Here is a 17,017-nt window from a genome sequence, read left to right as displayed (position 1 = left end):
GAATGCTCGGCGCCCGCCGCCTGACTACTTGCCTGACCCATCCAACACTCCTGATTCTCAAACCGGCTTCTTTGAATGAAGCACTATGCTTTGTGGTGCAGCATGCGCTGTTTTACCTGTTGTTACAGTCGTTTTGTTGACTGTAAAAAAACGGTAAAGCTCAACGGCGCGAAGCATAGCGCAGCACTCGTCGTATTTCCCTGCATAAAGCTGGTCAAGTGCGTTGCTCATCGCTAGAATTGCGCACTTTTTGATCAGAGGCGCACCCTGAGCGCCCGTCCGTCGACTTTCCCACACGGCAAGCGACGTCACAAAACACCGAGGTTAGACATGTCCACCACTCCTGCGCCGGCCAATCCAAAGGTTGGCTTTGTATCTCTGGGTTGCCCGAAAGCACTGGTCGACTCCGAGCGCATCCTGACCCAGCTGCGCATGGAAGGTTATGACGTGGTGTCCACTTATCAGGACGCCGACGTTGTAGTCGTCAACACCTGCGGTTTCATCGACTCGGCCAAGGCTGAGTCGCTGGAAGTAATCGGTGAAGCGATCAAGGAAAACGGCAAGGTCATCGTCACCGGTTGCATGGGCGTGGAAGAAGGCAACATCCGCGACGTACACCCGAGCGTGCTGGCCGTGACCGGTCCGCAGCAGTACGAACAAGTGGTCAACGCGGTGCACGAAGTGGTGCCGCCGAAACAGGACCACAACCCGCTGATCGACCTGGTGCCGCCGCAAGGCATCAAGCTGACCCCGCGCCACTACGCGTACCTGAAGATTTCCGAAGGCTGCAACCACAGCTGCAGCTTCTGCATCATCCCGTCGATGCGCGGCAAACTGGTCAGCCGTCCGGTGGGTGATGTGCTCGACGAAGCCCAGCGCCTGGTCAAGTCCGGCGTCAAAGAGCTGTTGGTGATTTCGCAAGACACCAGCGCCTACGGTGTCGACGTGAAATACCGCACCGGTTTCTGGAACGGCGCGCCGGTGAAAACCCGCATGACCGAACTCTGCGAAGCGCTGAGCACCTTGGGCGTGTGGGTGCGTCTGCACTACGTTTACCCGTACCCGCACGTTGACGAGCTGATCCCGCTGATGGCCGCCGGCAAGATCCTGCCGTACCTGGACATCCCGTTCCAGCACGCCAGCCCGAAAGTCCTGAAGTCGATGAAACGCCCGGCGTTCGAAGACAAGACGCTGGCGCGGATCAAGAACTGGCGCGAGATCTGCCCGGACCTGATCATCCGTTCGACCTTCATCGTCGGCTTCCCGGGCGAAACCGAAGAAGATTTCCAGTACCTGCTGAACTGGCTGACCGAAGCCCAGCTCGACCGCGTCGGTTGCTTCCAGTACTCACCAGTCGATGGCGCGCCGGCCAATGACCTGGACCTGGAAGTGGTCCCGGACGACGTCAAGCAAGACCGTTGGGAGCGTTTCATGGCGCACCAGCAGGCGATCAGCTCGGCACGCCTGCAAATGCGCATCGGCCGCGAGATCGAAGTGCTGGTGGACGAAGTCGACGAGCAAGGCGCCGTCGGCCGCTGCTTCTTCGATGCCCCGGAAATCGACGGCAACGTGTTCATCGACAACGGCAGCAACCTCAAGCCGGGCGACAAGGTCTGGTGCAAGGTGACTGACGCTGACGAATACGACCTGTGGGCTGAGCAGATCTAAACGCCGCACACCCGTAGGCGCTGCCAAAGGCTGCGATCTTTTGATCTTGAAAAGATCGCAGCCTCGTTTCACTCGACAGCGCCTACAGGGAATGCGCAGATATCAAAAGCCTCGCACTTTTTACGAGATGCGGGGCTTTTTTACGGCTATTGTTTGCTGTGGGAAGGAATCCCGCTTATCCACTGGAAAGAGGCGACGGGCATGCGTCAGCATTCGGTCATTCACACGCCGAAACTCAGCGACTATCAGGAACTGACCCGGGTCTGGGAGGCCTCGGTCCGCGCGACCCATGACTTTCTGCCGGACAGCTACATCGAATTGCTGCGCAATCTGGTGCTCACCCGTTACCTGGATGCGGTGATGTTGATCTGTACCAAGGACGCCAACCAGCGCATCACCGGGTTTGCCGGCGTGGCGGCGGGCAAGATCGAAATGCTGTTCATCGATCCCGAGCATCGCGGCCAGGGTTTGGGCAAGAAACTGCTCAACTACGCCATGCAACATCTGAATGCCGATGAACTGGACGTCAACGAACAGAACCCGCAGGCGCTGGGGTTTTACTTCAAACAGGGTTTTGAAGTGATCGGCCGCTCGGAAGTCGACGGCATGGGCCAGCCGTATCCGCTGCTGCATATGCGCTTGCGCCAGAACCAGCAGCGCTCAAGCCATGCCTGACTCACCACAATCCCACTGTAGGAGCTGCCGAAGGCTGCGATCTTTTGCTTTGTGAAGATCAAAAGATCGCAGCCTTCGGCAGCTCCTACAAATGGAACCGGGCTTAACCGGCGCCAGGCAGGTACAATGCCCACCCCTTTTTTGTTACGGCCCTGTCATGACTGACCCGATTCGCCTCTCCAAACGCCTCATCGAACTGGTCGGTTGCTCCCGCCGGGAGGCCGAGCTGTTCATCGAGGGCGGCTGGGTCACCGTGGACGGCGAAGTGATCGACGAACCGCAGTTCAAGGTCGGCGACCAGAAGGTCGAACTCGACAAGGACGCCAAGGCCACCGCGCCGGAGCCGGTCACGATTCTGCTCAACGTGCCGGCCGGTATGGACGTCGACACCGCCATGCAATCGCTCAGCGCCGACACCCTCAGCGAAGAGCACCGCTACGGCAAACGTCCGTTGCGCGGACACTTCCTGCGCCTGACCGCCAGCGCCGACCTGCAGCCCAAGGCCAGCGGCCTGCTGGTATTCACTCAGGACTGGAAAGTGCTGCGCAAACTGACTGCCGATGCGGCCAAGATCGAGCAAGAATACGTAGTCGAGGTCGACGGTGACATGGTTGCCCACGGCCTCAATCGCCTGCAGCATGGTCTGACCCACAAGGGCAAGGAGCTGCCGCCGGTCAAGGCCAGCTGGCAGAACGAAAACCGCCTGCGCTTCGCCATGAAGAACCCGCAGCCGGGGATCATCGCGCAGTTCTGCGAAGCGGTTGGCCTGAAGGTCGTCGGCATCCGCCGCATCCGCATCGGCGGCGTGTCGATCGGCAAGGTTCCGGTGGGCCAATGGCGCTACCTGTCCGGCAAAGAGAAGTTCTGACACCTCTGTTGCCGCCACACATTCCGGCAGCGTGCCTGCACGTTGCCCACAACGATTATCAGGATGACCCACATGATTCATAACGACGTATTGCGCAGCGTGCGCTACATGCTCGACATCAGCGACAAGAAAGTCATCGAGATCATCAAGCTCGGCGGCATGGACGTGGAGCTGAAAGACGTCGTCGCGTACCTCGACAAGAAAGAAGAAGACGAAGAAGGCTTCGTGCGCTGCCCGGACGAGGTCATGGCGCACTTCCTCGATGGCCTGGTGATCTTCAAGCGTGGCAAGGACGAAAGTCGTCCACCGCAGCCGATCGAAGTGCCGGTGACCAACAACATCATTCTGAAAAAGCTGCGCGTGGCTTTCGAACTGAAGGAAGACGACATGCACGCGATCCTCAAGGCTGCCGAGTTCCCGGTGTCCAAGCCTGAGCTGAGCGCGCTGTTCCGCAAGGTCGGCCACACCAACTACCGCCCGTGCGGCGATCAGTTGCTGCGCAATTTCCTCAAGGGCCTGACCCTGCGCGTTCGTGGCTGATCACGCAACATGACATACAGCGTCTCCCCCATTGGTTTTGTGCGCTCCTGCTTCAAGGAGAAGTTCGCCATTCCGCGCCAGCCACAACTGGCCCCCGCCGCCCGTGGCGTGCTGGAGCTGGTGGCGCCGTTCGATCAGGGAGACGCCGTGCAAGGGCTGGAGCAGGTCAGCCATGTCTGGCTGCTGTTCCTGTTTCATCAGGCGCTGGAAGAAAAGCCGCGCCTGAAAGTGCGCCCACCACGTCTGGGTGGCAACAAGTCCATGGGCGTGTTCGCCACCCGCGCCACTCACCGTCCTAATGGCATCGGCCAGTCGGTGGTAAAGCTGGACAAGGTCGAGGCGCATCGGCTGTTCATCTCGGGCATCGACCTGCTCGACGGCACGCCGATCCTCGACATCAAACCCTATGTGCCTTACGCCGATATCATCCCCGAAGCCTCCAACAGCATCGCCAGCGCCGCGCCACAGCTGATTGACGTGCAGTGGACAGACGCCGCGCTGCAACAGGCGCACGGCCATGCTCAGCGCCTTGACGAGCCTCTGGTCGAGTTGATCGAGCAGTGTCTGGCCCAGGATCCGCGCCCGGCGTATCAGACGCCGGCGCCGGAGCGCGAGTACGGTGCGCAGTTCTGGGATCTGGACGTGCGCTGGCATTACCCGACGCCGGAGCAGATTTGCGTACTGGAAGTCATCCCGGCCAACACCTGAGACCTCGCTCAATGTAGGAGCTGCCGCAGGCTGCGATCTTTTGATTTTGCCTTTTCAAGATCAAAAGATCGCAGCCTGCGGCAGCTCCTACATGGATTGTGGCAGGCAGGAAGGAAGAAAATATTTCGGGCATGAAAAAGCCCCCATTGCCTTCGCCGGCAATGGGGGCTTTTTCTTGGGGCTTACTTCTCGACGAACGCGCGCTCGATCAAGTAATCACCCGGCTCGCGCATCCGCGCCGAGATCTTCAGGCCGAAGCTGTCGAGCACTTCGCTGGTCTCGTCGAGCATGCTCGGGCTGCCGCAGATCATCGCGCGGTCGTCCTGCGGGTTGATCGGTGGCAGGCCGATGTCGCTGAACAGCTTGCCGCTGCGCATCAGGTCGGTCAGACGGCCCTGGTTCTCGAACGGCTCGCGGGTCACGGTCGGGTAGTAGATCAGCTTGTCACGCAGCGCTTCACCGAAGAACTCGTTCTGCGGCAGGTGCTCGGTGATGAACTCGCGATAGGCGACTTCGTTGACGTAGCGCACGCCGTGCACCAGGATCACTTTTTCAAAGCGCTCGTAGGTTTCCGGGTCCTGAATCACGCTCATGAACGGCGCCAGACCCGTGCCGGTGCTCAGCAGATACAGGTGCTTGCCCGGGTTCAGGTCGTCCAGTACCAGGGTGCCGGTAGGCTTCTTCGAGATGATGATCTCGTCGCCTTCTTTCAGGTGCTGCAGCTGCGAAGTCAGCGGACCATCAGGCACTTTGATGCTGAAGAACTCGAGATGCTCTTCCCAGTTCGGGCTGGCGATCGAGTAAGCGCGCATAAGCGGGCGGCCATTTGGCTGTTGCAGGCCGATCATCACGAACTGACCGTTCTCGAAGCGCAGGCCCGGATCGCGGGTGCACTTGAAGCTGAACAGAGTGTCGTTCCAGTGATGAACACTGAGGACACGCTCGTGGTTCATGTTGCTCATGTACGTGGGACTCCTGGATATTGGGTCTGCGCTCGCCGTTGCGGCCGACAGTGCGCAATTGCAACGCATTCTAATAGCGACGACAATATCTGTTAACTGGATTATTAAGATAAGGGTTATCGGTTATATCGATATGCGATTTACTCTTCGTCAACTGCAAGTCTTCGTCGCCGTCGCCCAGCAGGAAAGCGTATCCCGTGCTGCGGGTCTGCTCAACCTCTCGCAATCGGCGGCAAGCACCTCTATTACCGAACTGGAGCGCCAGTCCAGCTGCCAGCTGTTCGACCGCGCCGGCAAACGCCTGAGCCTCAACGCGCTGGGCAAACAGCTGCTGCCGCAAGCCGTGGCCCTGCTTGATCAGTCCAAGGAAATCGAAGACCTGCTCAATGGCAAATCCGGTTTCGGCTCACTGTCGGTGGGTGCCACCCTGACCATCGGCAATTACCTGGCGACCCTGTTGATCGGCGGCTTCATGCAGCGTCATCCCGAAAGCCAGGTAAAGCTGCATGTGCAGAACACGGCCAATATCGTGCATCAAGTCGCTCACTACGAAATTGATCTGGGTCTAATCGAAGGTGACTGCAGCCATCCGGACATCGAAGTGCAGAGCTGGGTCGAAGATGAGCTGGTGGTGTTCTGCGCACCGCAACATCCGTTGGCCAAACGCGGCAGCGCGACCATGGAAGAGTTGACACACGAAGCGTGGATTCTGCGCGAACAAGGCTCCGGTACGCGGCTGACGTTCGATCAGGCCATGCGTCACCATCGCAGTGCACTGAATATCCGCCTGGAGCTGGAACACACTGAAGCGATCAAACGCGCGGTGGAATCAGGATTGGGGATTGGCTGTATTTCGCGGCTGGCGCTGCGCGATGCGTTTCGGCGCGGCAGCCTGGTGGCGGTGGAAACGCCTGATCTGGATCTGGCGCGACAGTTTTACTTCATCTGGCACAAGCAGAAATATCAGACGTCGGCCATGCGCGAATTTCTCGATCTGTGCCGCGCTTTCACCGCCGGGGTGCAGCGCAGCGACGAGATCGTCTTGCCAAGTATCGCTTAAAGCAGAATCACCGCCCACACCAGGGCAATCATGCTCAGGGCTACGAATTGCGCAGCGCTGCCCATGTCCTTGGCATTCTTGGACAGTGGGTGAAGTTCCAGGGAAATGCGGTCAATCGCCGCTTCTACTGCCGAGTTCAACAACTCGACGATCAGCGCCAGCAGGCAGACGGCGATCAGCACTGCCTGTTCGACGCGGCTGACATTCAGGAAGAACGTCAGCGGAATCAGCACCACATTGAGCAGCACCAGTTGGCGGAATGCCGCTTCGCCGGTGAAGGCTGCGCGCAGGCCGTCCAGCGAGTAACCGGAAGCGTTGAGGATGCGTTTCAGGCCGGTCTGGCCCTTGAAAGGTGACATAAGGTAAAAACCAACCAGAAAGGAGTGGGAAAGCTAGAGCAACAAAAGTCAAAAAAGCGTGAAGACGCCAGCCTTTATTGGCTCGGAATTGACTCAAGTTGTTGCAGAAGTAATGCAGCCTGTGTCCGGGTGCGTACGTTCAACTTGCGAAAGATCGCTGTAACGTGAGCCTTGATGGTCGCTTCGGACACGTTCAGCTCATAGGCAATCTGCTTGTTCAGCAGGCCTTCACAGACCATGGTCAATACGCGGAACTGTTGCGGGGTCAGGCTGGCAAGGCCGTCGCTGGCAGCTTTGGCTTCGGCGGAGACACTGACCGCTTCGAACGCCTGCGGTGGCCAGAACACATCGCCATCGAGCACCTTGCGCACGGCTTGCTGGATCATGCTCAGGTCGCTGGACTTGGGAATAAAGCCGCTGGCACCGAACTCGCGGGACTTGACCATGACCGAGGCCTCTTCCTGCGCCGAGACCATCACCACCGGAATCTGCGGGTACTGCCCGCGCAACATGACCAGACCGGAAAACCCGAACGCGCCGGGCATGTTCAGGTCCAGCAGGACCAGATCCCAGTCGGATTTTTCCGTCAGGCGTGCTTCCAGCTCGGCGATGCTCGCCACCTCCACCAGTCGTACATCCGGGCCAAGGCCCAGCGTCACCGCTTGATGCAGTGCGCTACGAAACAGAGGGTGATCATCGGCAATCAGGATGTCGTATGTGGCCATTTTTCAAATGATCCTGTTTTTTGATGGCAGACCCGACGCATTCGAGCCTCGCCAAAGCAACTCAAGAGAGCGCTGCACAGCGCTATCCACAGGGGCACGTTCAACGCCAATCACAAGCAAACACGGCGTTTCAAACCTTGGCCGCACCCTAATCGGCGCCAAGCATGCCCAGCGAAGCCGGGGTGGTCAAGCAGCACGGCCGCCGCTGCGTGAAGTATGGGCCACTATGGCGCCAACACTGCCTGCGGCTTTCGTATATAAGGCAACAACTCGGCGTGCGCCGGGGTCGACTCGTTCATGTCCAGCTGTTGTTTGGCGCCCAGGTAATGCTGGCTGAACACATCGAAATACGCGTCCAGTGCCGAAGCCGCATCGCTGTCCCCTGCCAGCTCCAGGCACAACGCCGCGACTTCGGCGGTGCACAGGTGTTCGCTACGGGTGGAGCGACGCAGGCGATAACGCGAGAGTCTGTCGGGCAACAGGCTGAGAATGGGCAAGCGATCGAAATACGGACTCTTGCGGAAGATCTTGCGCGCCTCGGTCCAAGTCGCATCCAGCAGAATGAACAATGGACGCTTGCTGCTATCGACGGCGACGGTGTTGGTCACCCGTGACGGTTCTACGTATTCGCCGGGAAATACCAGGTACGGCTGCCATTGCGGGTCGTTGAGCAGCGCGAGCATCTGCGAGTCAGGCTCGGTGCGCGACCAGATGAACGCGTGGTTGTCGCGTACCACATCGGCAATCAGCCAGCCGGTGTTGCTCGGTTTGAACACTTCCTTGCCGGTCATGATCAGGCACACGCCGGAACGGGACTCGACCGTTGGTCGCCAGGCGCACAGGCAATGGCTGATGATCACCCGGCAGTCGCGGCAACGTTCGGAGCGAAAACCTCGGGCCTGAATCGGCTTGATGCCCTCGTCCTCGCGCTGGTCGCGCAAACGGGCTACAGCGTTGGGGGCATGTTTGATCACAGGCAACGCACCACAGCAGGAAAACTCGACACGCACAGCACTCGGCAAGGTAATAAAGGCCGGCAGTTTACCAGAGCGGCGAGCGCAAACCTGTACCGTCCCGACCGGCTCCCCTATAATCCGGCGCCACTGAACGCACAGCCACAGGGCTGGTCGAACCACCAGTCACTGAATCAGGAGAGTTTCATGCTGCGCCTAATCGTTCCCACCGCCGCCATCGCGCTGGCGTTGTCCTTCAGCGCACAAGCGGCGTCGTTGAAAGAGCAGAATCTGAACAAAGAACTGCGCAACATCGCCGAACAAAGCAGCGTTGGTACGCCACGGGCGATCAACGAAGACATTCTCGATCAGGGCTACACCGTTGAAGGCATCACCCTGATCAACCACCTGAGCGTACAGGCCAGCCACGCCGAAAAGATGCGCGCTGATCCAAAAGCGGTGTATTTCCAGCTGGGTGCTTCGGTGTGCAATAACCCGTCGTACCGCAAGCTGATGGCCAAAGGCGCGGTCATGCGTTACGACTTCACTGAATATAAAACCAACAAAGCCATCGGCTCGGCCAGCTATCAGGATTCCGATTGCCCGAAAGCAGCCCCGGCGAAGAAGAAGTAATCACCGGGTATTGGCGCGCCGCTGTTCATCCTCGGCGCGCAATTCGGCCACCAGGGCCTGTAAATAGCGTGAACGCCGTTCACCACCTGCCAGACGTCGGCAGCACTCCTCTTCGAGACTGACTTGATTGGCCTCGGCTGATGCTTTCAACATCCGATACAGCTGCGTATCGATTTCCAGAACCACTCTGGCCATCTATCCCGCCTCCTTGCCTGCTACCCGCGAATCCCTGAAAAGCGCGCACCCTGCGTACGGCGGCTGACTCCAAGCTGTCGTACAGTGCCTGTAAGTTAGTAAATCAGAGCGATTGCTCTACGGCGTACGTTCGGACGAGCGGTGAACATTCTTTGCCAATGACACCCAACGGCTGCCAGAAAAAGACTGCGCGGCGTAATGATCAACTCAGCGCAATGGCTCGCGAGGGTCTAGATTCAAAGTATTCCCGATCATCTGTTCACGGCAGGACAAGGAGCTGCCGAGTGTGTGTTTTTTTGCAGCGCGGCACTGACGCCGCACGTCAGGGCCACAAGCTCTGTGCAGAAGGAGACGTTGAATGCCTTACCAACCGAATGACCTGCTCAGCCGGCATTTTCAGGAACAACTTCCCGACCTCATCAACAAGGTCGAAGAACAACTCAACCAGGTTTCTCCCAACAGCCCGAACCTGCCGATCTATCGCGACATGATCCTGACCGTGCTGCGCATGGCCCAGGAAGATCACAACCGCTGGAACGCCAAGATCACCCTGCAGGCCCTGCGCGAACTGGAGCAGGCGTTCCGGGTGCTGGAACAATTCAAGGGGCGACGCAAAGTCACCGTGTTCGGCTCGGCACGCACGCCGGTCGAGCATCCACTGTATGCAATGGCCCGGGAACTCGGCGCGGCCCTGACACGTTCAGACATGATGGTCATCACCGGCGCTGGTGGCGGAATCATGGCAGCCGCGCACGAGGGTGCCGGACGTGACCACAGCCTCGGATTCAATATCACCCTGCCCTTCGAACAGCATGCCAACCCGACTGTGGACGGCACAGGCAACCTGCTGCCGTTCCATTTTTTCTTCACCCGCAAACTGTTCTTCGTCAAGGAAGCCGATGCGCTGGTGCTGTGCCCTGGCGGGTTTGGAACACTGGACGAAGCACTGGAAGTCCTGACATTGATCCAGACCGGCAAAAGTCCTCTGGTGCCTGTGGTATTGCTGGATACACTGGGTGGAACGTTCTGGCAGGGAGCACTGGATTTCATTCGCCAGCAACTTGAAGAAAACCGCTACATCCTGCCCACCGACCTGAAACTGATGCGACTGGTCTATAACGTCGATGAGGCGGTGCAGCAAATCAACCAGTTCTATAGCAACTTCCACTCCAGCCGCTGGCTCAAGCGTCAGTTCGTTATTCGTATGCACCATAAGCTCAGCGACCAGGCATTGGCGCATATGCAGGAGGCTTTCGCCGATCTGTGTCTGAGCGACCAGTTCCATCAACACGCCTACAGCGGTGAAGAACACGACGAAGCGCAGTACAGCCATCTGGTGCGGCTGGCGTTCGCCTTCAACGCCCGGGACCACGGCCGACTCAGGGAACTGGTGGATTACATCAACCTTCCGGAAAATTGGGCCCATAGCAAACCGCAGACCACACATCGCACACGCGAACCTTCGAAGGTTATTTGAAGGCAAAAAAAAACGGCCCGCTATTTTCATAGCGGGCCGTTTCTATTTAAACCGACTTAGTCGTCCATCCCTCTGCCGCTGAACAAGCGGTTGATCATCTCCATCGAAAAGCCCCGATAGGCGAGGAATCGACCTTGTTTGGCACGCTCCTTGGCATCAATCGGCAAATGTCCGGAGAACTTGCGCTGCCATGTATCCCGAAGCTGCTCCTGCCAGTCGATACCGCTCTCACGCAGTGCGAGTTCGATGTCGGCGCGTTGCAAACCACGCTGACCCAGCTCTTCGCGAATGCGCAAGGGGCCATAACCGGAGCGGGCACGGTAGGAAACAAAGCTTTCAAGGTAACGGGATTCAGAAAGCAGCCCCTCTTCCGTCAACCGGTCGAGGGCTGTTTCGATCATTTCCGCCTCAGCGCCGCGCTGACGCAGTTTACGCGTCAGCTCAACTCGACCGTGCTCGCGTCGAGCAAGCAGGTCCATGGCGGTTCGCCGCACCGCGACGAGGGTATCCAGTACAGCGGTGGTCATCGCTGCGATCAGATATCAGCGTCAGCCAGGTCATCTTCGGTCTCTTTGACCGCAGAGGCCTTGGAGTCCGCAATCACTGCTGGCGACAGCAGTTTGTCACGCAGCTGCTTCTCGAGCTTGGCAGCGACTTCCGGGTTGTCTGCCAGGAACTTGGCCGAGTTGGCCTTGCCCTGACCGATCTTGGTGCCTTCATAGGCATACCAGGCGCCGGACTTCTCGACGAAACCGTGCAGCACGCCCAGGTCGATCATTTCGCCATTGAGATAGATGCCTTTGCCGTAAAGGATCTGGAACTCGGCCTGACGGAACGGCGAAGCCACCTTGTTCTTCACAACCTTGACGCGGGTTTCGCTGCCGACCACTTCGTCGCCTTCCTTCACCGCGCCGGTACGGCGGATGTCGAGACGGACCGAAGCATAGAACTTCAGCGCGTTACCACCGGTGGTGGTTTCCGGGCTGCCGAACATCACGCCGATCTTCATGCGGATCTGGTTGATGAAGATCACCAGGCAGTTGGCGTTCTTGATGTTACCGGTGATTTTACGCAGCGCCTGGGACATCAGACGGGCTTGCAGGCCCACGTGCATGTCACCCATTTCGCCTTCGATTTCAGCCTTCGGTACCAGTGCCGCCACGGAGTCGACGATGATCACGTCGACGGCGTTGGAGCGCACCAGCATGTCGGTGATTTCCAAAGCCTGTTCGCCGGTGTCCGGCTGCGAAACCAGCAGGTCGTCGACGTTGACGCCCAGCTTGCCGGCGTACTCAGGGTCGAGGGCGTGTTCGGCGTCGACGAAGGCGCAGGTCGCACCGGCTTTTTGAGCCTGGGCGATCACGGACAGTGTCAGTGTGGTTTTACCGGAAGATTCAGGACCGTAGATTTCAACAATACGGCCTTTTGGCAGACCGCCGATGCCGAGTGCGATGTCCAGACCCAGAGAGCCGGTGGAGATGGCCGGGATCGCCTGACGGTCCTGATCGCCCATACGCATTACGGCACCCTTGCCGAATTGACGTTCGATCTGACCCAGGGCCGCAGCCAAGGCTTTCTTCTTGTTGTCGTCCATTAAAGTCCTCACGTAATCAATAAGGCCTGACGGCCAACACCTGTATAAGTAGCCAGTATTATTCCACAGCGTTCGCGGATCGCCTACCCCTGATTTTCGATTTCTCGTGCCGCTAGTCGCAACAGCCCCTCTAGCGCGGCCTTCACCGTTTGTCGGCGCACTTCGTCGCGGCCGCCGGGGAAGTGCTGAACCTCGCTGGAAATCGCATCGCCCACGCCCCACGCCAGCCACACCGTGCCCACCGGCTTGTTCGGTGTACCGCCATCGGGCCCGGCCACGCCGCTGACGGCGACGGCAAACCGCGCCAGGCTGTTTTTCTGCGCGCCCCGCACCATCGACTCGACGACTTCGCGACTGACCGCACCCACCGTACCGAACAAGTCGGCGGGCACATTCAGTTGCTGGGTCTTCTGCCGGTTGGAGTAGGTCACGTAACCGGCCTCGAACCACGCCGAACTCCCGGGAATCCGCGTGATCGCCTCGGCAATCCCGCCACCGGTACACGACTCGGCCGTGGTGACGTGGGCGTTGAGCAACTGCAAACGTCGGCCAAGCTCGGCAGCCAGTTGAGTGATCTCTTTCACGGTGCGCTCCGAATCGGGTGGAATGACTACCACCGTACACGACCCGGTTGCGCTTTCAATACACAGACTCATTCAAAATGTTCGGGCGCCAGCGCTCTGACATAGGCCTGACAGGCCTGCAGAGCAATCAGTCCGCGGTCGCCGGTGTCGGTGATGGCGATAATTCGTTGAGCATGCGCCGGGTCAAGTCGGGCGCGTACGGCTGCATGATCCACGCCGCCGGGGCCGGCGGTGGCTGGCACCCCGCAGCCTTGGGCAGCGTCGCCGGCGTCGATGAGGACTGACAGGCGCAGATCAGCAGTGGCAAGACGATCGCGCAGGCGATCTTGATCACGTTGTGCATCGCTCATGGCTCGATAGTGGGTTTGTTCACTGGCCGCCAGGCGTCGCTCGAGGGCCAGACGTTTATCCTGCTCGATCTGCTGCGCGCTGGCTGCGGCCACATTCAGCTGATTGAGAGTGTCGGCGTTTAACCGCGCCTGCTCCGCGAGTTGTCGCCCGTAACGCCAGTCCTGAAACTGCCAGGCCAGCGCAGCGGCCACCGCAGCCAGCAGCAAAATGCCGATCAGGCGCCAGGAGATGGACATAGCACCGCCCTCGCCCGCGCCCAGATATCCAGCCGATCCTGCAGACCATTCAACCCGCCGTTGATTCGGCGAGTGATGCTGTTGAACTGATCGCGATCGGCCAGATCGTTCAGGCCGTTCTGTTCCCAGAACCATGCCGCCGATTCCGCTGCCCATTGCGGTTGCTCAAGCAACTCAGGCAAGGACAGCAGACGCTCATCGCCGAACAGGCCGAGGCTGCACTGGCGATAGTTGCTGCGCCCGGTGATCTGGATCAGCCCGCGACCGCGGTACTTCTGCCCGTCGCCGTCAGCCTCGGGCGTGTTACCCAGACGCAAGGCCAGCGTGCCGGTGTCGTATTTGCTCAGGTACTGGTTGTTGCCCAGCTCGCGCACGTATTGCAACTGGCCGGACTCGTGACCGATCTGCGCGAGAAACGCAGCGATACGTTTTGGCGAGTCGATATGGCGGCGAGTCATTGCGCTATTTAGTGCAGAAACAAAAACGCCCGCTTGGGAGCGGGCGTTGGGCATGATGGTTTTAAGGTTGTCTTCAGTTATTTGCATGATGCGTAATCCTCCCTGGATGCTCCGATTGAATCATGGTTGGCGAGCAACGGCCCCCAGCCATTTTTTTGCCAGAGTTGTCAGGGTGTTGTTGGGTACAGACTCTTCGAGTGCGTCATTCGATGGCAGCACCTGTCCGCCGGTTAACAGCCATTGCTGATACTCAAGCCAGTCGCGATTGGTCGTGTCCTGTGGAATAAACGCGGCATCTTCAACGCGCAATACACCACAGGCGGTCAGTTGATATGTCATGAGCTACCCCTAGATTTCAGCGTCCGCTGTCCATTCAATCTGCAATCCGTTACCGGGCTGACTGCTCACAGGCGTCACGGTGCCGATGGCGAAACTTCGCTGTGTCACACTTTGCACCGTGGTCCCCGTGCATGCCACACCCTGCGAGTAGTTCCAGACCTGACTGCTTTCATTTCCGGGGCAATACAGGACGACGGTGGGTTGCACTCTCTTCTGAACCTGCATGTCTATAACCATGCCGTATTGACCGGTATTCCCGGCCGCAGCCTGAGTGAACGTAACGATGCAGGTTACGACACCATTGTTTGCACGAATCGGTAAACGACTGGCAAACGACTTCTCGAAGTAGCGCTGACACAACATCAGCTCTTCACCAACAGGACGATATTCGAACGGCGTGGAAACCGGTCCCTCCTCGAGTTGAACCCGTGCAAGATCCACGGTTTGCAAAACGTTAAGTGGCAGATCAAAAGCCAACCGCAAGTAATCATTGGTGCCGAGCATTTTTCCCGCGATCACTGGCACCTGAAACGTCGCGCTGTATTTGGTCCATGCAGTGTTCAATGCAAAGACATCGACCACTTTGACGACGGCTTCCGAACCACCGTTGCCGAAGTACTGACCGATGGTTACCTTCAACGGGCGCGCGGCGTCGGAGCGCGCCCAAAATGTCACGGTGGCGGTTTTTCCAGCCAGAGTCCTGACCGATTCAACGCCTTGGGAAATCTTGTGCTCGGTAGCGCCAACGCCCGCCGTGGTTTGCTGCCAGCGCAAGAAATAGCTCGGCTCACCTGCCACGTCTGTCTGGCCAGGGGCAAAATCCTGGCGAGAAATGGCCACGGCAGCATTGCCATTCCAGTCACAGCGAAAACGATCGGCTACATACCCACCGATATTGGGGCCTTGGTTGGTCGTTCCGCGCTGCCAGATATCGAAGCCGCCATTGATCAGCACATTCCGGCGATAGACCTGCACCGGAAACTGCTGCAGTGGGTCAGGCTTCGATAATTGGCGGATGGCCTGCGCCAACTGATCGGTTTGTGCTTCATCCGGTTTCAAACCGGCCGCGGTGATGGCGTTGAGTATTTCCTGAGTAACACTGTTGCCCCAACTGGCCGGGATCAGCGATCCCGGTGTTCCGGCGATGGCGTCTTCGTCGACAAATTTGCCGTCGACCAGGCCGGAGCCCGGGACACTTTTTGGGTAATCCATGTTTATTTATCCTCGGTTGCTCAGCAAACCGCTCAACCATTGGCCTGCAGCAAGCCTTCCAGCCAGTCAGGTTCAACCGGCCGCGAACGTATGTTCGGGAAATCCGGATTGTCAGGCCAGTCGCGCAGTGCCTGACGGTACGTCAGGAGTTGTTTGAATTCTTCGCTGCGCAGGGTGGTGCCCTCGCCCATTTCCAGTTCTTCGGCATCGCGAAGAACCAGCCATTGAGTGCTCTGCAGAACGTTATTGCGCCAGCCGCGCTCCAGGGCAATCAGCGCCACTGGGGAGACTTGCGGCTCGCCAAGGACTGGCTGACCTGTGGCAGTGGCGCTGATGACTTTGCCTGCGGCCTGCCCGGCGAATAGCTCAATGTATTGGGCCTGAGTGATTTCCACTGCGCCTGCTGGAGGTTCCGCTCCAGGATTTTCAACCCGGTCAAATCCAAGCGTTTGTGCGTAAAAGTAAATAGCCATGGTCAAACTCCCCAAACCAGAATGCGACCCGAAATTCCCGTCGATGGCTTGATCCCTGTGGAATCAATGTTGCGAACCCGCGCCACCACCTGAGTGGTGGTCGATAACCCCAGATCGAACGCCCAGACGGTCGCATTTGCGGCACTCCAGCCTGTCGGATTTGCCTCATTGGCGACGCCACCCAAAATGGCCGACGGAAACTTGATCGGCAGTGAAAGCGTCATGTTGCCGTTGGCGTCAGAGCCACCGACGACCCATTGCAGGATCAATCCGCTGGGGAATTTCTGATAACCCGGCGTGGTGAACTGAGCGCCGTAGGAGGCGCAGTGCTTCAACGTAGCCGTGCCATAAACCACCCAAGTACCAGACTCCCTGACGAAGTTCGCACTCTCACCGGCGTTCATCACGATCGACGCCACGTAAGCCCCTTGAGGGCTGATTTGTGAGCCGGTTTTGCTGGCTACCATGACCGAGCCTGCGTTGCGGCAATGCAGACTGATCGTCGCGCCATCCGGCGCCGAGGCTGCGTCCGGAAGCGTCACGGTATAAGTCACTGTGCCGCCCAGACCAATCGAGGAACCGACATCGGCCAGCGTCAACTGAGTCGCTGCGGATATCCCGCGAGCACTCGCATGACTGCCCAACGCTCGTTGTACAAATTGCGCAGTTGCCGCCGAGCGTCCGCTATCAAACTGCGGTGCTGTGTTGAACAGCGTCGGGCTGCGCAGCGCAGCGAGCAACTGATTATTGGCTGACTCATTCGGCGTCATGCCGGCCGCTTGCACCACATTAAGAATTTCCTGCGTAACGCCATTGCCCCATGTCGCCGGAATCAGCGAACCAGGTTTGCCGGCAACCGGGTCCTCATCAGCAAATTGTCCATTCACCAGTCCGACACTGGGCACACTCTTGGGATAGTCCAAGGGTTGTCTCCTTAATCCGAAATA

Annotated in this window: 22 protein-coding genes; 8 read left to right on the top strand and 14 right to left on the bottom strand. The window is 58.7% G+C overall.

Annotation, left to right across the window (positions count from 1 at the left end; translation table 11 throughout):
* The first annotated feature begins 330 nt into the window (after nucleotides 1-330).
* The 5 genes from rimO (at nucleotide 331) to tsaA (ending at nucleotide 4,459) form a co-directional block, all read left to right on the top strand.
* Nucleotides 331-1,668: a 30S ribosomal protein S12 methylthiotransferase RimO gene (rimO, locus tag ACYZUM_RS02450; protein WP_047292002.1), complete on the top strand. Its 1,338-nt coding sequence runs from the start codon at nucleotides 331-333 to the stop codon at nucleotides 1,666-1,668.
* Between the two features lie 201 nt (nucleotides 1,669-1,869).
* Entirely contained in the window at nucleotides 1,870-2,343 is a 474-nt protein-coding gene (locus ACYZUM_RS02445) for a GNAT family N-acetyltransferase (RefSeq protein ID WP_108181865.1), read from the top strand.
* Between the two features lie 157 nt (nucleotides 2,344-2,500).
* The gene (locus ACYZUM_RS02440) at nucleotides 2,501-3,211 is read left to right on the top strand and encodes an rRNA pseudouridine synthase (protein WP_108181864.1); all 711 of its coding nucleotides are present in this window, start codon (nucleotides 2,501-2,503) and stop codon (nucleotides 3,209-3,211) included.
* A gap of 72 nt (nucleotides 3,212-3,283) precedes the next feature.
* A complete protein-coding gene (locus ACYZUM_RS02435; protein ID WP_108181863.1) occupies nucleotides 3,284-3,751 on the top strand; it encodes a YehS family protein in 468 nt (155 codons plus the stop codon).
* A 9-nt stretch (nucleotides 3,752-3,760) separates the two neighbouring features.
* Complete coding sequence (tsaA, locus tag ACYZUM_RS02430; protein WP_108181862.1) at nucleotides 3,761-4,459, top strand: tRNA (N6-threonylcarbamoyladenosine(37)-N6)-methyltransferase TrmO; 699 nt, start codon at nucleotides 3,761-3,763, stop codon at nucleotides 4,457-4,459.
* A 182-nt stretch (nucleotides 4,460-4,641) separates the two neighbouring features.
* Here the strand turns inward: tsaA and fpr are convergent, their stop codons facing one another.
* Nucleotides 4,642-5,421 (bottom strand): ferredoxin-NADP reductase, encoded by a 780-nt coding sequence (gene fpr, locus ACYZUM_RS02425; protein WP_003222277.1) that lies wholly within the window; start codon nucleotides 5,419-5,421, stop codon nucleotides 4,642-4,644.
* A gap of 133 nt (nucleotides 5,422-5,554) precedes the next feature.
* On the opposite strand from fpr, the gene ACYZUM_RS02420 reads away from it, so the two are divergent.
* A complete protein-coding gene (locus tag ACYZUM_RS02420) occupies nucleotides 5,555-6,481 on the top strand; it encodes a LysR family transcriptional regulator (RefSeq protein ID WP_007964377.1) in 927 nt (308 codons plus the stop codon).
* On the opposite strand, the gene ACYZUM_RS02415 is transcribed toward ACYZUM_RS02420, so the two are convergent.
* The 3 genes from ACYZUM_RS02415 to ACYZUM_RS02405 form a co-directional block, all read right to left on the bottom strand.
* Nucleotides 6,478-6,840 carry a diacylglycerol kinase gene (locus ACYZUM_RS02415; protein ID WP_042607041.1) on the bottom strand — a complete coding sequence of 121 codons (363 nt, stop codon included), beginning with the start codon at nucleotides 6,838-6,840 and terminating at the stop codon, nucleotides 6,478-6,480. The genes ACYZUM_RS02420 and ACYZUM_RS02415 overlap by 4 nt on opposite strands.
* 74 nt (nucleotides 6,841-6,914) lie before the next feature.
* Nucleotides 6,915-7,565 carry a response regulator transcription factor ErdR gene (gene erdR, locus ACYZUM_RS02410; protein ID WP_041072218.1) on the bottom strand — a complete coding sequence of 217 codons (651 nt, stop codon included), beginning with the start codon at nucleotides 7,563-7,565 and terminating at the stop codon, nucleotides 6,915-6,917.
* Between the two features lie 224 nt (nucleotides 7,566-7,789).
* The gene (locus ACYZUM_RS02405) at nucleotides 7,790-8,536 is read right to left on the bottom strand and encodes a tRNA-uridine aminocarboxypropyltransferase (RefSeq protein ID WP_262948024.1); all 747 of its coding nucleotides are present in this window, start codon (nucleotides 8,534-8,536) and stop codon (nucleotides 7,790-7,792) included.
* Nucleotides 8,537-8,725: 189 nt separating this feature from the next.
* On the opposite strand from ACYZUM_RS02405, the gene ACYZUM_RS02400 reads away from it, so the two are divergent.
* Nucleotides 8,726-9,151, top strand: a complete 426-nt coding sequence (locus ACYZUM_RS02400) for a PA3611 family quorum-sensing-regulated virulence factor (RefSeq protein ID WP_041072220.1) — start codon at nucleotides 8,726-8,728, stop codon at nucleotides 9,149-9,151.
* On the opposite strand, the gene ACYZUM_RS02395 is transcribed toward ACYZUM_RS02400, so the two are convergent.
* The gene (locus ACYZUM_RS02395; RefSeq protein WP_041072222.1) at nucleotides 9,152-9,346 is read right to left on the bottom strand and encodes a hypothetical protein; all 195 of its coding nucleotides are present in this window, start codon (nucleotides 9,344-9,346) and stop codon (nucleotides 9,152-9,154) included. It abuts the gene before it with no gap.
* Nucleotides 9,347-9,704: 358 nt separating this feature from the next.
* On the opposite strand from ACYZUM_RS02395, the gene ACYZUM_RS02390 reads away from it, so the two are divergent.
* On the top strand, nucleotides 9,705-10,823 hold the full coding sequence (locus ACYZUM_RS02390) for an LOG family protein (protein ID WP_108181860.1): 1,119 nt from the start codon (nucleotides 9,705-9,707) through the stop codon (nucleotides 10,821-10,823).
* 56 nt (nucleotides 10,824-10,879) lie between these two features.
* Here ACYZUM_RS02390 and recX read toward each other — a convergent pair whose 3' ends face one another.
* The 9 genes from recX to ACYZUM_RS02345 all read right to left on the bottom strand — a co-directional run bounded on the left by recX (nucleotide 10,880) and on the right by ACYZUM_RS02345 (nucleotide 16,993).
* A complete protein-coding gene (gene recX, locus ACYZUM_RS02385; RefSeq protein ID WP_108181859.1) occupies nucleotides 10,880-11,350 on the bottom strand; it encodes a recombination regulator RecX in 471 nt (156 codons plus the stop codon).
* Between the two features lie 8 nt (nucleotides 11,351-11,358).
* Complete coding sequence (gene recA, locus ACYZUM_RS02380; protein WP_003222269.1) at nucleotides 11,359-12,417, bottom strand: recombinase RecA; 1,059 nt, start codon at nucleotides 12,415-12,417, stop codon at nucleotides 11,359-11,361.
* 83 nt (nucleotides 12,418-12,500) lie between these two features.
* Nucleotides 12,501-13,001, bottom strand: a complete 501-nt coding sequence (locus tag ACYZUM_RS02375; RefSeq protein WP_108181858.1) for a CinA family protein — start codon at nucleotides 12,999-13,001, stop codon at nucleotides 12,501-12,503.
* A gap of 68 nt (nucleotides 13,002-13,069) precedes the next feature.
* Nucleotides 13,070-13,588, bottom strand: coding sequence for a lysis system i-spanin subunit Rz (locus tag ACYZUM_RS02370; RefSeq protein ID WP_108181857.1), 519 nt, complete (start codon nucleotides 13,586-13,588; stop codon nucleotides 13,070-13,072).
* Nucleotides 13,567-14,133, bottom strand: a complete 567-nt coding sequence (locus ACYZUM_RS02365; RefSeq protein WP_108181856.1) for a glycoside hydrolase family 19 protein — start codon at nucleotides 14,131-14,133, stop codon at nucleotides 13,567-13,569. The genes ACYZUM_RS02370 and ACYZUM_RS02365 overlap by 22 nt, the downstream gene beginning before the upstream one ends.
* A gap of 33 nt (nucleotides 14,134-14,166) precedes the next feature.
* Nucleotides 14,167-14,385 (bottom strand): hypothetical protein, encoded by a 219-nt coding sequence (locus ACYZUM_RS02360; RefSeq protein WP_041072232.1) that lies wholly within the window; start codon nucleotides 14,383-14,385, stop codon nucleotides 14,167-14,169.
* Nucleotides 14,386-14,394: 9 nt separating this feature from the next.
* Nucleotides 14,395-15,597, bottom strand: coding sequence for a carbohydrate binding domain-containing protein (locus ACYZUM_RS02355; protein ID WP_041072234.1), 1,203 nt, complete (start codon nucleotides 15,595-15,597; stop codon nucleotides 14,395-14,397).
* A gap of 32 nt (nucleotides 15,598-15,629) precedes the next feature.
* Nucleotides 15,630-16,070, bottom strand: coding sequence for a phage tail assembly chaperone (locus ACYZUM_RS02350; protein ID WP_108181855.1), 441 nt, complete (start codon nucleotides 16,068-16,070; stop codon nucleotides 15,630-15,632).
* A 2-nt stretch (nucleotides 16,071-16,072) separates the two neighbouring features.
* Nucleotides 16,073-16,993 carry a gp53-like domain-containing protein gene (locus tag ACYZUM_RS02345; RefSeq protein ID WP_108181854.1) on the bottom strand — a complete coding sequence of 307 codons (921 nt, stop codon included), beginning with the start codon at nucleotides 16,991-16,993 and terminating at the stop codon, nucleotides 16,073-16,075.
* Nucleotides 16,994-17,017: the final 24 nt, after the last annotated feature.

It is taken from the genome of Pseudomonas sp. m6p, assembly GCF_055760375.1.
Note: the sequence above shows the minus strand (reverse complement) of the source record. Positions and strands in the feature narration are given on the sequence as shown.

Coding starts and splice junctions, on each gene's coding strand:
- erdR (WP_041072218.1), bottom strand. CDS start 7,565: ATGGCCACATACGACATCCTGATTGCCGATGATCACCCTCTGTTTCGT.
- fpr (WP_003222277.1), bottom strand. CDS start 5,421: ATGAGCAACATGAACCACGAGCGTGTCCTCAGTGTTCATCACTGGAAC.
- ACYZUM_RS02365 (WP_108181856.1), bottom strand. CDS start 14,133: ATGCAAATAACTGAAGACAACCTTAAAACCATCATGCCCAACGCCCGC.
- ACYZUM_RS02420 (WP_007964377.1), top strand. CDS start 5,555: ATGCGATTTACTCTTCGTCAACTGCAAGTCTTCGTCGCCGTCGCCCAG.
- ACYZUM_RS02440 (WP_108181864.1), top strand. CDS start 2,501: ATGACTGACCCGATTCGCCTCTCCAAACGCCTCATCGAACTGGTCGGT.
- ACYZUM_RS02445 (WP_108181865.1), top strand. CDS start 1,870: ATGCGTCAGCATTCGGTCATTCACACGCCGAAACTCAGCGACTATCAG.
- tsaA (WP_108181862.1), top strand. CDS start 3,761: ATGACATACAGCGTCTCCCCCATTGGTTTTGTGCGCTCCTGCTTCAAG.
- recA (WP_003222269.1), bottom strand. CDS start 12,417: ATGGACGACAACAAGAAGAAAGCCTTGGCTGCGGCCCTGGGTCAGATC.
- ACYZUM_RS02390 (WP_108181860.1), top strand. CDS start 9,705: ATGCCTTACCAACCGAATGACCTGCTCAGCCGGCATTTTCAGGAACAA.
- rimO (WP_047292002.1), top strand. CDS start 331: ATGTCCACCACTCCTGCGCCGGCCAATCCAAAGGTTGGCTTTGTATCT.
- ACYZUM_RS02395 (WP_041072222.1), bottom strand. CDS start 9,346: ATGGCCAGAGTGGTTCTGGAAATCGATACGCAGCTGTATCGGATGTTG.
- ACYZUM_RS02360 (WP_041072232.1), bottom strand. CDS start 14,385: ATGACATATCAACTGACCGCCTGTGGTGTATTGCGCGTTGAAGATGCC.
- recX (WP_108181859.1), bottom strand. CDS start 11,350: ATGACCACCGCTGTACTGGATACCCTCGTCGCGGTGCGGCGAACCGCC.
- ACYZUM_RS02415 (WP_042607041.1), bottom strand. CDS start 6,840: ATGTCACCTTTCAAGGGCCAGACCGGCCTGAAACGCATCCTCAACGCT.
- ACYZUM_RS02355 (WP_041072234.1), bottom strand. CDS start 15,597: ATGGATTACCCAAAAAGTGTCCCGGGCTCCGGCCTGGTCGACGGCAAA.
- ACYZUM_RS02370 (WP_108181857.1), bottom strand. CDS start 13,588: ATGTCCATCTCCTGGCGCCTGATCGGCATTTTGCTGCTGGCTGCGGTG.
- ACYZUM_RS02435 (WP_108181863.1), top strand. CDS start 3,284: ATGATTCATAACGACGTATTGCGCAGCGTGCGCTACATGCTCGACATC.
- ACYZUM_RS02400 (WP_041072220.1), top strand. CDS start 8,726: ATGCTGCGCCTAATCGTTCCCACCGCCGCCATCGCGCTGGCGTTGTCC.
- ACYZUM_RS02350 (WP_108181855.1), bottom strand. CDS start 16,070: ATGGCTATTTACTTTTACGCACAAACGCTTGGATTTGACCGGGTTGAA.